Annotated in this window: 12 protein-coding genes; 2 read left to right on the top strand and 10 right to left on the bottom strand. The window is 67.2% G+C overall.

The annotated features are described in order from the left end of the window. Nucleotides 1-144 precede the first annotated feature (144 nt). Both ACZ5XO_RS15010 and ACZ5XO_RS15005 read left to right on the top strand, forming a co-directional pair. Nucleotides 145-1,335 (top strand): acyl-CoA dehydrogenase, encoded by a 1,191-nt coding sequence (locus ACZ5XO_RS15010; protein ID WP_464163189.1) that lies wholly within the window; start codon nt 145-147, stop codon nt 1,333-1,335. Between the two features lie 82 nt (nt 1,336-1,417). Then, the gene (locus ACZ5XO_RS15005; RefSeq protein ID WP_464163188.1) at nt 1,418-2,764 is read left to right on the top strand and encodes a S1C family serine protease; all 1,347 of its coding nucleotides are present in this window, start codon (nt 1,418-1,420) and stop codon (nt 2,762-2,764) included. A gap of 346 nt (nt 2,765-3,110) precedes the next feature. Here the strand turns inward: ACZ5XO_RS15005 and ACZ5XO_RS15000 are convergent, their stop codons facing one another. From ACZ5XO_RS15000 to infC, 10 genes are all read right to left on the bottom strand, one after another. Continuing rightward, on the bottom strand, nt 3,111-3,734 hold the full coding sequence (locus tag ACZ5XO_RS15000; protein ID WP_464163187.1) for an EipA family protein: 624 nt from the start codon (nt 3,732-3,734) through the stop codon (nt 3,111-3,113). A 232-nt stretch (nt 3,735-3,966) separates the two neighbouring features. Continuing rightward, nucleotides 3,967-4,518 (bottom strand): TIGR00645 family protein, encoded by a 552-nt coding sequence (locus ACZ5XO_RS14995; protein ID WP_207824464.1) that lies wholly within the window; start codon nt 4,516-4,518, stop codon nt 3,967-3,969. Between the two features lie 2 nt (nt 4,519-4,520). Next, nucleotides 4,521-6,932 carry a phenylalanine--tRNA ligase subunit beta gene (pheT, locus tag ACZ5XO_RS14990; protein WP_464163186.1) on the bottom strand — a complete coding sequence of 804 codons (2,412 nt, stop codon included), beginning with the start codon at nt 6,930-6,932 and terminating at the stop codon, nt 4,521-4,523. Next, nucleotides 6,929-7,333: a hypothetical protein gene (locus ACZ5XO_RS14985; protein ID WP_464163185.1), complete on the bottom strand. Its 405-nt coding sequence runs from the start codon at nt 7,331-7,333 to the stop codon at nt 6,929-6,931. The genes pheT and ACZ5XO_RS14985 overlap by 4 nt, the downstream gene beginning before the upstream one ends. Beyond that, entirely contained in the window at nt 7,333-8,409 is a 1,077-nt protein-coding gene (gene pheS / locus ACZ5XO_RS14980) for a phenylalanine--tRNA ligase subunit alpha (RefSeq protein WP_464163184.1), read from the bottom strand. Before pheS ends, ACZ5XO_RS14985 begins: the two co-directional genes overlap by 1 nt. Before the next feature lie 70 nt (nt 8,410-8,479). Then, nucleotides 8,480-8,683: a dodecin family protein gene (locus tag ACZ5XO_RS14975; RefSeq protein WP_207824474.1), complete on the bottom strand. Its 204-nt coding sequence runs from the start codon at nt 8,681-8,683 to the stop codon at nt 8,480-8,482. 186 nt (nt 8,684-8,869) lie between these two features. Then, nucleotides 8,870-9,226, bottom strand: a complete 357-nt coding sequence (rplT, locus tag ACZ5XO_RS14970) for a 50S ribosomal protein L20 (protein ID WP_464163183.1) — start codon at nt 9,224-9,226, stop codon at nt 8,870-8,872. A 111-nt stretch (nt 9,227-9,337) separates the two neighbouring features. Further along, entirely contained in the window at nt 9,338-9,535 is a 198-nt protein-coding gene (rpmI, locus tag ACZ5XO_RS14965) for a 50S ribosomal protein L35 (RefSeq protein ID WP_003166435.1), read from the bottom strand. Nucleotides 9,536-9,698: 163 nt separating this feature from the next. Next, nucleotides 9,699-11,660, bottom strand: coding sequence for an alpha/beta hydrolase family protein (locus ACZ5XO_RS14960; RefSeq protein WP_464163182.1), 1,962 nt, complete (start codon nt 11,658-11,660; stop codon nt 9,699-9,701). Nucleotides 11,661-11,749: 89 nt separating this feature from the next. Then, on the bottom strand, nt 11,750-12,271 hold the full coding sequence (gene infC / locus ACZ5XO_RS14955; RefSeq protein ID WP_292085029.1) for a translation initiation factor IF-3: 522 nt from the start codon (nt 12,269-12,271) through the stop codon (nt 11,750-11,752). Nucleotides 12,272-12,362 lie beyond the last annotated feature (91 nt).

The following is a 12,362-nucleotide window of genomic DNA, read 5'->3' as shown; positions in this document are numbered from 1 at the left end:
CAGCCTAACGCGGTTCCCCGCGCCCCTCTACCCGTCCGATGCATTTTGGCCTAAACCCGCCGCCGGAACAGGGGTCGCATCGTCACGTCCTTTGGATCGCGTGTGACGATCAGAGAACCCCGCTTACTCGCGCAGGAAACACCCATGGCCGACGGCTCGCACGCTTCGCAACAGACCTTCCGGTGGGACGATCCCTTCGACCTGCGCGGCCGCCTGACGGACGACGAGCGCATGATCCAGGACGCGGCAAGGGCCTATGCCCGCGAGGCCCTGCTGCCGCGCGTGGTCGAGGCCTTCCGCGACGAGACCTTTGATCGCGCCATCATGAGCGAGATGGGCGAGATGGGCTTCCTCGGCGCCATGCTGCCCGAACAATACGGCGGCTCCGAAGCCAGCCACGTCGCCTATGGCCTGATCGCGCGCGAGGTCGAGGCGGTCGACAGCGGCTATCGCTCGGCCATGTCGGTGCAGTCGTCGCTGGCCATGTATCCGATCTACGCCTTTGGCTCGGAAGAGCAGAAGATGAAGTTCCTGCCCAAGATGGCGGCGGGCGAACTGGTCGGCTGCTTCGGCCTGACCGAGGCCGATGGCGGCTCCGACCCGGCTTCGATGAAAACCAAGGCGGTCAAGGTCGAGGGCGGCTATCGCCTGAACGGCGCCAAGTACTGGATCACCAATAGCCCGATCAGCGACCTGGCCATCGTCTGGGCCAAGCTGGACGACAAGATCAGGGGCTTCATCGTCGAGCGTGACTTTGACGGCTTCACCACGGACAAGATCGGCGACAAGCTGTCGCTTCGCGCCTCGATCACCGGCGACATCGGCCTGAACGACGTCTTCGTGCCGGAAGCCAACATCCTGCCGGGCGTCCAGGGTCTGCGCGGGCCGTTCAGCTGCCTGAACAAGGCGCGTTTCGGCATCGCCTGGGGAGCCATGGGCGCCGCCGAGTTCTGCCTCCACGCCAGCCGCGACTATGTGGCCGAGCGGATGCTGTTCGGCCGTCCCCTGTCGTCGCGCCAGCTGGTGCAGAAGAAACTGGCCGACATGCAGACCGAGATCTTCCTCGGCTTCGAGGGCGCCTACGCCCTGGGCCGCCTGCTGGATACGGGGGCCTGGGTGCCCGAGGCCATCAGCCTGATGAAGCGCAACAACTGCGGCAAGGCCCTGGCCGTGGCGCGCGAGGCCCGCGACATGCACGGCGGCGCCGGCATCACCGGCGAACTGCACGTCATGCGCCACGCCATGAACCTGGAAACCGTCAACACCTACGAAGGCGCCCACGACGTCCACGCCCTGATCCTGGGCCGGGCCATCACCGGCGAGAGCGCCTTCTAGGGCTCACGTCTATTGTGACGGTCGAGGCTGTCGTCACGGAGGGTTTCTCGCGCTAGGCTGCTTGTCTGCGAAGGGACCCTCTATGACGCGACACACCCTGCTGGCCTCGACCGGCGCCGCTCTTGTTCTGACCCTGGCCTTCGCCGTGCCTGTCGCTGCGACCGCCGCAGCCGCCTCGGCGCAGACGCCGGGCGTGCAGGGCCTGCCCTATGATGCGCGACGCGGGGTCTTCACCTTCGCCTCGGGTCTCGACGCCTCCCTGCCGGCCGTGGTCCAGGTCACGACCCTGGGCCAGTCGCGCGGACCCAGTTCGGACGGCGATCCCAAACCCGCCCAGGGCGGGTCGGGCGTTATCATCGACGCCGCCAACGGCATCATTGTCACCAATCACCACGTCATCGAGAACGGTCAGAAGTTCTCGGTAGACCTGATCGACGGCCGCCTGTTCGACGCCACCCTGATCGGGGCTGACAAGGCCACCGACATCGCCGTGCTGAAGATCGAGGGCGCGGGCCTGTCTCAGGTCCAGACGGTCGATTCCGACACCCTGCGCACCGGCGACCTGGCCTTTGCCGTCGGCTATCCCCTGGGCCTGGATCAGACCCTGACCATGGGCGTGATTTCGGGCCTGAACCGTTCGGGCATGGGCGACGCCATCGAGGACTATATCCAGACCGACGCGGCGGTGAACTCGGGCAACTCGGGCGGACCGCTGCTGGACAGCCGGGGCCGCCTGATCGGCATCAACACCGCCATCCTGTCGGGCGGCATGGGCGGCGGCAATGACGGCATCGCCTTCGCCGTGCCGACGCGGATCATGATGTTCGTGGTCGATCAACTGCGCGCCACCGGCGAGGTCAAGCGCGGCCAGATCGGCGTCGCGGTCGGGTCTCTGACCGCCGAACGGGCGCGCGAGATGGGTCTGAACATCGTGCGCGGAGCCGTGGTCTATGACGCCGCGCCGGGCTCTTCGGCGGAGCGGGCGGGCCTGCAGCCCGGGGACGTCATCACACGCCTTCAAAACCGACCGGTGGCCAACGCCGGGTCCATCCAGGCCACGGTCGGCATCGCCCGGCCCGGCGCGACCCTGCCTGTCATCTATCTGCGCGACGGTCGCGAGGCGACCGCCAGCCTGACGGTTCAGCCGGCCGAGGCCGATGCGGTTCGTGTCGGTCGCAGCGCCGCCATGGCGCGCGGTCTGACCTTCCGCAACAGCGGCGAAGGCGCTGGCGCCCAGATCACCGTGGTCGAGGGCGGATCGGTCGCGGCGGCGGCTGGGGTTCAGGCGGGCGACATCGTCGTGTCGGCGGGCGGCGCGACGGTGGCCGACATGGCGGGCCTGGCGACGGTTCTGGGCGCAACCAGCGGTGCGGTCGAACTGGCGGTCATGCGGGATGGAGAGCGGACCACGATCAACCTGCCGGGTTGATCCCTGCCTCTGGCAGACGGCGGACAGCAAAACGCCCGCGCTGCCTTGGAGGGGGAGGGGCGGCAGGCGCGGGCGTCTCGCTTGGAGGAAGCATCGGCCCGTCGAAGCCCTTTAGCGGAAAAATCCTGGGGGGCTGGGGGGGCTGTTCAGGATCCGGGACTTTTCCGAACTCCAACGGGCCGATGTTGCCTTTCTGAAGGGTCTTCCAGGCGAGCGAAGGGCCGAATGGCGTTCTTTTCGTGTCCGAAACGCACGGTTTTTGTTCAGGGCGCTGCCGTGCCCATCAACGCGGTGCTGCGCTCAAGCAGCGAGCGACCGCGTCGCGAGCGTTAGCGCATCTTCCTTCTTAGAAAGGAAGAATGTTGCGCTGGCGGCTGTAGCTCATGGTGCCGACGTTGGCGCCCAGGCGCAGGCCGACGCCGGTGCGGATGGGGGCCAGGACGATGCCGTCGGCGCGCTGATAGTTCACGCCCAGGCCGGCGACCAGATAGGCCGAGCCCTCGACGCCGGGATAGCGGCGGTAGAGCATGTCGGGGTGGTAGAGGCCGTAGACCAGGGTGAAGACGCGGCTGGCGTTGCCGCCGACATCCCAGCCGATCGAAATGCCCTGCCAGAAGACTTCCTGAGAAGCCGACAGGTCCTTCATGTGCAGGGCGCCGCGGCCGTAACGCACGCCGACGGCGGCGGCCCCGGCGGCTTCTTCACCGGCGATATAGGCGGTCGGGCGGTCGCCCTGCTCGGCGAAGATGCGCTCGATCGCCGCGCCCATGGCTTCGGCGGCTATGCCCATTTCGCGCGAGCCGGCGGCGACCAGTTCCTCGAAGGTATAGGCCTGGGCGTTCTGATCCGATGCGATGGGATAGTTGGGATCGGTCGGCTGGCGCGTCGAGGCGCAGGCGCCGAGGCCTGCGGGCAGGGCGCCGGCGGCGGCGAGGCCAAGGCTGGTGCGGATCAGTTGGCGGCGATGCATGGTCAGGCTCCTGACAGGGGACGGTGCGCCCATCGTCGCGGGCTTGGCCTAACGTCCGTGTCTTTTGCGGCAGCCTTGGGGCTTTAAGGTTAACCGAACCTTGCTTGGCCGTATTCGAGGACGCCCCACGCGATCAAGGCTTCGTCAGCAGCCCCAGCATCGCTGGCCTCAAGCAGCGCGAAGCGCGATAGGCCCAGAAGAAAGAAGCCGGAGCGAAGGCTCCGGCTTCGCCCTAGTGCTTGTCCGTCTTGGCCGCGACCCAGTCCATGACCGCGAGCAGGACGCCCGAGGCCACGAAGGTCAGGTGGATGATCACCGCCCACATCAGCCCGGCCTCGTCCAGGGGATGGCCGGGCTTGCCGATGTTCATGAAGCTCTTGAGCAGATAGATGGCCGAGATCGCCACGATGGAGGCGATCAGCTTCATCTTCAGGCCCGAGAAGTCGACCGAGCCCATCCACGGCGGCCGGTCCACGTGGTTCTCGTCCAGATCCAGCTTGGAGACGAAGTTCTCGTAGCCGGAGTAGAGGACGATCAGCAGCAGGTTGCCCGCCAGCGACAGGTCCACCAGGCTGAGGATGGCCAGGATGGCGCCGTCGGACCCCATATGGCCTTCGCCGATGATGAAAGCCTGGGGCACGTAGTAGATCAGTTCGCGCACGAAGACGACGAGCAGCATGACCAGGGCCGCCACCAGGCCCAGGTAGAAGGGGGCCATCAGCCAGCGGGCGCGGAACAGGTTGCGCTCGAAGGTGGTCTCGGCCCAGGGCTTCTTCTCGGCCATGATCAGCTCCGCAGGACTGCGCCGGCCTTGGCGGCGGCGGCGACGACCTTGGCGGTCAGGGCTTCGATCTCGGCCTCGGCCAGGGTGGCGCCGCGCGGCTGGATCTCGACCTCGATCGCCACGGATTTCTGGCCCTCGGGCACGCCCTGGCCGCGATAGACGTCGAAGACGCGCACGTCGGCGATCAGGGCCTTGTCGGCGCCGACGACCGCGCGGGTCAGGTCGCCCACCGCCTTGGCCTCATCCAGCAGGAAGGCGAAGTCGCGCGACAGCGGCATCAGGTTCGGCAGGTCCGCCGCGCCCCGGGCCTTGCCTGCCTTGCCTCGCGGTTCCGGCACGGAATCGAGAATGATCTCGAAGGCCAGCATGGGCGCGTCGGCGTCCAGGGCCTTGAGGGCGCGCGGGTGCAGTTCGCCGAACTCGACGATGACGTTCTTGGGGCCCAGTTGCAGGCGAGCCGAACGGCCGGGGTGCCACCAGGCCTGATTGGAGCCTTGCGCCAGTTGCAGCGAGGCGACCGGGGCGCCGATCTCCTCCAGCAGGGCGAACAGGTCGCCCTTGAGGCCGAACAGGGCGTCCTCTCCCGCCCCGCCCCAGTGGCGGTCGGGATGGGGGGCGATCAGACCGGCGATGACGGTGCGCTGGCCGTTCGGCTGATCGTTCAGATAGACCGGGCCGACTTCGAACAGGGCCGTATCGGCATGGCCGCGCGCGGCGTTGCGCGCCGCCGCCTGGATCAGGTTGGGCAGGACCGACGGGCGCATGCAGTCGAGGTCCGCCGCGATGGGGTTCTCCAGCACCAGACGCTCATCGCCGCCGCCGAACAGGACGGCGGTGGACTGTTTGGTGAAGGACCAGGTCACGGCCTCGGCGTAGCCCAGGGCGGCCAGGGCGCGACGAGCGACGCGGACGCGGGCCTGACGCGGGCTGAGCACGCCGCCGGGCGCGCGGGGCGCTTCGGGCAGGGGCGTGTTCGGCAGGGCGTCGAAGCCCTCGATGCGGGCGACTTCCTCGACCAGGTCGGCCGGGCCTTCGACGTCGCGGCGCCACGACGGCGGCACCACGGTCCAGGGCGAGCCGCGCATGACGGTGAAGCCCAGGGCGGTCAGGATCTCGAAGATGCGGTCGTCGCTCAGGCTGAGGCCCGACAGACGCTTCACATAGGCGGGATCGAAGACGAAGCCTTCCGGCGCCGCGGGGGCTTGTCCTGTCACCGTGATCTCGGACGGCTCGCCGCCGCACAGGTCGAGGATCATCTGGGTTGCCAGTTCCAGGCCCGGCACGACCGAGGCCGTGTCCACGCCGCGCGCGAAGCGATACTGCGCGTCCGAGCTGATGCCCAGCGAACGCCCCGTCTGGGCGATGACCAGGGGCTCGAACCAGGCGCTCTCGACAAAGACGTCGACCGTCTCGTCCGAACAGCCGGTCGACTCGCCGCCCATGACGCCGCCCAGGCCGATGGGGCGTTCGCCCTCGGCGTCGGCGATCACGCAGTCGGCGGACGAGGCGGCGTAGGTCTTGCCGTCCAGGGCGATCAGGTGCTCGTGTTCGTCGGTATCCGCCGCCGCCGCCAGACCGGCGCGCACGATGATCGTCTGTCCCGACAGCTTGGCCAGGTCATAGACGTGCAGGGGGCGAGCGCGGTCGTAGGAGATCAGGTTGGTGATATCGACCAGCCTGTTGATCGAACGCAGGCCGACAGCCGTCAGGCGGTGCTGCAGCCAGGCCGGCGACGGACCGTTCTGCACGCCCCGAATGACGCGCCCGGCGAAGATCGGGCACAGGTCGGGCGTGTCGATCCGCACCGTGACCGGCGAGGCGAAGCCGCCTGCGACCGGCTTGATTTCCGGCGTCGTCAGCTGACCCAGGCCCGTGGCGGCCAGGTCACGGGCGATGCCCGCCACCCCCAGCCAGTCGGGACGGTTGGGCGTCACCTCGAAGTCGATCACCGGCTCGGCGCCGAAGACCCCGGCGGCCGGCTGACCGACCTGCAGGTCGTCGCTCAGCTCCAGGATGCCGGCGCTGTCGTCCGCCAGTTCCAGTTCGGCGCCCGAGCACAGCATGCCGTGAGACACCACGCCGCGCACCGGCTTCTCGACGAGGGTCACGCCCAGCCCCGGCACATAGGCGCCGATCGGGGCGTAGATGGTGGTCAGACCCGCCCGTGCATTCGGCGCGCCGCAGACGATCTCCTTGCGGCCGTCCACTGTATCCACCTGACAGACCTGCAGCCGGTCGGCGTTGGGGTGGCGCTCGGCCGAGACGATCCTGGCGACCGTGAAGGGAGCCAGGGCCGCGATCGGATCATGAACCTCCTCGACCTCCAGCCCGGCCATGGTCATGGCGGCCGCGACCTGATCGACCTCGGCCGTGGTGTCGAGGTGTTCCTTCAGCCAGGAAAGGGTGAACTTCATGCCTGGCCCGTCGCGTCGCCGCGCCCAAGCTGCTCGATCAGCAGGTTGATGAAGTTCTCGTGGCCAGTGAAGCCGACGCCCCGGAACTGGCACCGCTCGAACACGCAGTCGGCCATCGGAATGGCTCCGATCGCCTTGTTGGGCGAGGCAGGACGCAGAAGCACGGTGCGGATGTCGTTGTCAGCGGCGCCGAAGCTGGTTTCCGAGAAGCGGGTGCCGGGCATGACCAGGACCACGGCCGGACCCACCAGGATGCAGTTGCGGAAGGTTCGGCCGGCCATCAGCGGCGAACCGCCGGCTTCGATATGGCCGCGATAGAGGTCGTACAGGCTGATCTCGACGTTCTCGATGACGGCCTGGGTGGGGTCGAACACAGCGGGTGCGGAAGAAGGGGAGGTCATCAGGAAAGTCCGCTTGCAGAATTAGGAGCTTGGAAGGCCGAGAAACCGTAGTGCGCCAGCCAGCGCGTATCGGCCTCGAACATGGGGCGCAGGTCGGAGACGCCGTACTTCAGCATGGCCAGGCGATCGACGCCCATGCCGAAGGCGAAGCCCTGATACTCGTCCGGGTCGATGCCGCAGTTGCGCAGCACATTGGGGTGAACCATGCCGCAGCCGAGGATCTCCAGCCAGTCCTCGCCCTCGTTCAGGGTCAGCTTGCCGCCGGAACGGTCGCAGCGGATGTCCATCTCGGCCGAGGGTTCGGTGAAGGGGAAGTGGTGCGGGCGGAAGCGGGCGTTGACGTCGTCCAGCTCGAAGAAGCGGGCGATGAAGGTCTCAAGCGTCGTCTTCAGGTGGCCCATGTGGATGTCGCGATCGATCACCAGGCCCTCGATCTGGTGGAACATCGGCGTGTGGGTGGCGTCCGAATCCTTACGGAAGGTGCGCCCCGGCGCGATGATGCGGATCGGCGGCTTCTGCGACATCATGGTGCGGACCTGCACCGGGCTGGTGTGGGTGCGCAGCACCTTGCGCTCGCCCGTTTCCGGGTCGGGCTTCAGGAAGAAGGTGTCGTGCATCTCCCGCGCCGGGTGCTTGGGCGGGAAGTTCAGGGCGGTGAAGTTGTGGAAGTCGTCCTCGATGTCCGGGCCTTCGGCCACGGCGAAGCCCATCTCGGCGAAGAGGGCGATCATTTCGTCCATGACCTGCATGGTGGGGTGCACCCCGCCCTTGCGGCGCGGACGGCTGGGCAGGGTCAGGTCAATGCGCTCGGCCAGCAGGCGGGCGTCCAGCTCGGCGGCTTCAAGCTCGGCCTTCTTCGCGGCGATGGCGGCGGTCACGCGGTCGCGCAGGCCGTTGATGATCGGCCCCTGTTCGCGGCGTTCGTCGGGGCTGAGCGCGCCCATCCCCTTGAGAAGGGCCGAGACGGTCCCTGTCTTGCCGAGGGCGGCGACGCGCACTTCCTCGATCGCAGCGACGCTGGAGGCCGCTCCGATGGCGTTGATCAGGTCGAGTTCTAGCTGGGCGAGATCGGTCATGGTCCGCAGCGTCTAGCCCGACATGGCCGTCACGCAAAGCCTTCAGCGTCGATCAGGCTCAGTCGGACCCTCAATCCGCCAGGACGAAGCTGATCTTCATGTTGACCCGATACTCCGCGACCTTGCCGTCGCGGACCACGACCTTCTGCTCCTGTATCCAGGCGCCTTCGACGTGACGCAGGGTCTTGTCGGCGCGCGCGATGCCCTGGGCGATGGCGTCGTCGAAGCTGACAGTGGACGACGCGGTGATTTCAGTGACGCGAGCGATGGACATCGGCCAAGCCTCCTCAGTCGCCGGTTCGCCAGTCGAACCGGCTGTCGAACCCCAACGCTCGACCGGCCGAAAAGGTCAGGCTCCGCCATGAAAAACGCCCGCCCCGGCGACCGGGACGGGCGTTTGTTTCTTTTTGCGCCAGCGCTCGGCCGGCGAGGCCTCGCTGCTTGAGCGCGGTCGCGAGACTTAGGCGGCCAGAGCGGCGCGGACCTTGTCGGCGATGGCCTTGAAGCTGGCTTCGTCGGCGGCGATCGTCGACAGGACCTTGCGGTCCAGCACGATGCCGGCCTTGTCCAGGCCGTGGATGAACTGCGAGTAGGTGAAGCCTTCCAGACGGGCGGCGGCGTTGATGCGCTGGATCCACAGGGCGCGGAACGAACGCTTCTTGTTGCGACGGTCGCGGTAGGCGTACTGGCCGGCGCGATCGACGGCGGCCTTGGCGGTGCGGATGGTGTTCTTGCGGCGGCCGTAGAAGCCCTTGGCCTGCTTCAGAACCTTCTTGTGCTTGGCGTGGGACGTAACGCCCCGAGTGACGCGAGCCATTTTGTTTTTCCCTTCGGGAAGCCTCTAGCGTTCGCCGCGCGGCGGCTCACTGCTTCAGAGGCTAGTGTTCAAATTCAGTGTGACAGGATGATCAGGTATGCGGCGCGCCGATCAGGCGTACGGCATGTAGGACTTGATCTTCTTGGCGTCGGCGTCGGCCATGACCGAAGTGCCGCGGTTCTGGCGGATGTACTTCGAGTTGTGGCTGATCAGGCGGTGGCGCTTGCCGGCGACGCCAGCCTTGACCTTGCCCGTGGCCGTGAATTTGAAGCGCTTCTTGGCGCCCGACTTCGTCTTCAGCTTCGGCATTTTTCTCTCTCTAATATTGAGGGACGGGCGTTCCTCGGGCTGCGTAGAGCCCCAGGTTCGATCGTCCGTTGACGAACCGCCCAGGCATGCCTGTTCGCCCGGCGGTCCGGTACGCGAAGGGGCGGCTTGTAAGGCGCCGCCCCTTCGAAATCAAGCCGATGAATCAGTCAGCCGGATTGTGCTTCTCGAGGAAACGCACCGCCGCGGTGAAGACGGCTTCACGACCCGAACGACGCGAGAGCCAGTGATCCTCGCCATGCAGTTCGACCAGTTCGACCGGCTTGCCGGCCCGTTCCATGGCGCGGCGGAACAGATCGGACTGTTCAAAGGGAACGACGCTGTCGTCCGTGCCGTGGATCAGAAGGACCGGGGCCTGGACGCGATCGACGAGGCGGGCCGGAGAGACCGTGGCGATGGAGTTGTCGTTGATCCGGTCGGCGCCCATGAAGCGCTTCCAGTAACGCATCACCGGCGTGTCGCGACCGCCGGTCTGATCGCGTTCCCAGGCCAGCATGCGCGGCAGATCGGACACGCCCGCGCCGGCGATGGCGCAACGATAGGTGTCGGCGTCCAGGGTGGCGCCGGCCATGGCGGCGTAGCCGCCGTAGCTCCAGCCGAAGATGCAGACGCGGGCGGGGTCGATCACGCCGTCGGTCGACAGCCAGCGCACGCCGTCGGTCAGGTCCGACTGCATCTTGCGGCCCCATTCGCCGTAGCCGGCTTCCAGGTGGGCGACGCCGAAGCCCGTCGAACCGCGGAACTGCGGCTGCAGCACGGCGTAGCCGCGCGACGCCAGCAGTTGCGCCCAGTAGTCGAAGCCCGGTTCGTCACGCGCCTGGGGGCCGCCGTGCGGCAGCACCACCAGAGGCAGGCCCTTGGCCTCGCGGCCGGGCGGCAGGGTCAGGTAGGCGGGGATCGAAAGGCCGTCGGCGGCCGGATAGGTGACGTATTTCACCGTGCCCATGGCGGCGGCGGGGACGCCCGGATAGCGGCTGCCGATACGCGTGGCCCGACCTTCGCCCAGATCGACCAGGGTGTAGGAGCCGGGGTTGGCGGCGCCGTCGGTCTGGACGATGGCCTTCTGATAGGCCGGCGTCGCCGAGACGATGCGCAGATTCTGGTCGGGGAAGGCGGCTTCGAGCGCCGCCCAGCGCGCAGCCATGGCGTCGTCGGTGAAGACGAACTCCGCCCGTTCTTCACCGGCGGCGGCGAAGCCGAGCATGGCGCCGGTCAGGGGGTGATAGATCGGCGACGGTTCGATCAGGCCGTCGACGCGGATGCGTCGGGCCTCTCCGCCGGCCAGGGGCACTTCGTAGAGAGCGACCTCGGTGGCTTCGGGCACGGAAATCAGCACCGTGTCTTCGCGGGTGCCCCGGCCGAGCAGGCTGGGCGAGTCGATCATGAAGCCCGAGCCGCTCCAGATCTCGGTCCAGCCCACGTTCGCCTTGGCCTGAAGCCACCAGCGGCCGGTGTCGCGGTTCCATTGGGCGCGTGCGATCGACTTGCCGTTGGGGCCGACAACGCCTTCGAAGTCAGGGCGCAGGGTGCCTTCGCCCGTATCGAGATCGACCTCGAAGGTGGCCATGCCGTCGTCACGCGAGAAGCTGCGGACGAAGGTCGAGATCTTGCCGTTCACTTCGCGCTGGAAGGGAGGGCCGGCGATGAAGTTGAACATCCCGGTGCCGCGCGTCTGGCGCGATCCGACGCTGTTGCTGCCCCGGTTGTTGGAGGAGTTCATGAGGGTGGTGAAGCGGCGCGACCGCACGTCATAGGACTGGGCCGTGTAGAATTCGGCGCGGTCGGAGACAAAGGCGATGTCGGTGTACTGCGAGGTCGTTACGACGACGTGGTCGTTGTCGGCCCAGAAGATGTCGCGGACCTTCTGATCGCCGAGGTCCACCGCGCCGAGCGCTTCGCCCGCCAGCGAACGCACGCCCATGCGGCGTTGTCCCTGCGGGGTGACGCCGATGAAGGCCAGCTTCAGACCGTCGGGCGAAATGGAGACCTGATCGAGCGCCGGCAGCGAAGCATAGGCCTCGATCGGCGGCGCTTCGGGCGCGGCGGCCTGAGCCGTGCCCGACAGCAGGACCGCCGCGGACATGGTGGCGAGTAGTAGCGATTTCATGGAGCCCCCTCCTTGGAAACACGCCCGGATTTTCGATGCGGGCGTCAGCGTCACGCCGAAACGTGACGCCTGAACAGCCTGGCGTCGCCCTAGCGCGGCGCCAGAATCATGATCATTTGACGGCCTTCCATACGCGGCGCGTATTCGACCTTGGCGACTTCGTCGAAGTCGGCCTGCACCTTGTTGAGCAGCTTCATGCCCAGCTCCGGGTGCGCCATTTCACGGCCGCGGAAGCGCAGGGTCACCTTGACCTTGTCGCCCTCCTCGAAGAAGCGGTGCATCGACTTGGCCTTGACCTCATAGTCATGGGTGTCGATGTTCGGGCGGAGCTTGATTTCCTTGAGCTCGACGATCTTCTGACGCTTGCGCGCCTCGGCCTTCTTCTTCTGCTCCTGGAAACGATGCTTGCCGTAATCCAGGATCTTGCAGACCGGCGTCTCGGCGTTGCCGACGATCTGGACCAGATCCAGGCCGGCCTCTTCGGCGGCTTCCAGGGCGGCGGACAGCGGCATGACGCCTTGCTTTTCACCGTTCTGATCGATCAGCAGAACGCGGGTAGCGCGGATTTCCTGGTTGATGGGCGGCCCGTCCTTGACGGGCGGCGCTTGCATGGGACGGCGAATGGGCGTCGTTTCCTTATGTGATCAGAAGACAGGCGATAAATCTCGCAAGGATCAGCGCGCGACAGAGCGGCGCGTTCCC

The organism is Brevundimonas sp. T2-11, from assembly GCF_055397675.1.
The sequence above is the reverse complement of the archived record's forward strand: the minus strand, read 5'-3'. Positions and strand labels throughout refer to the sequence as shown.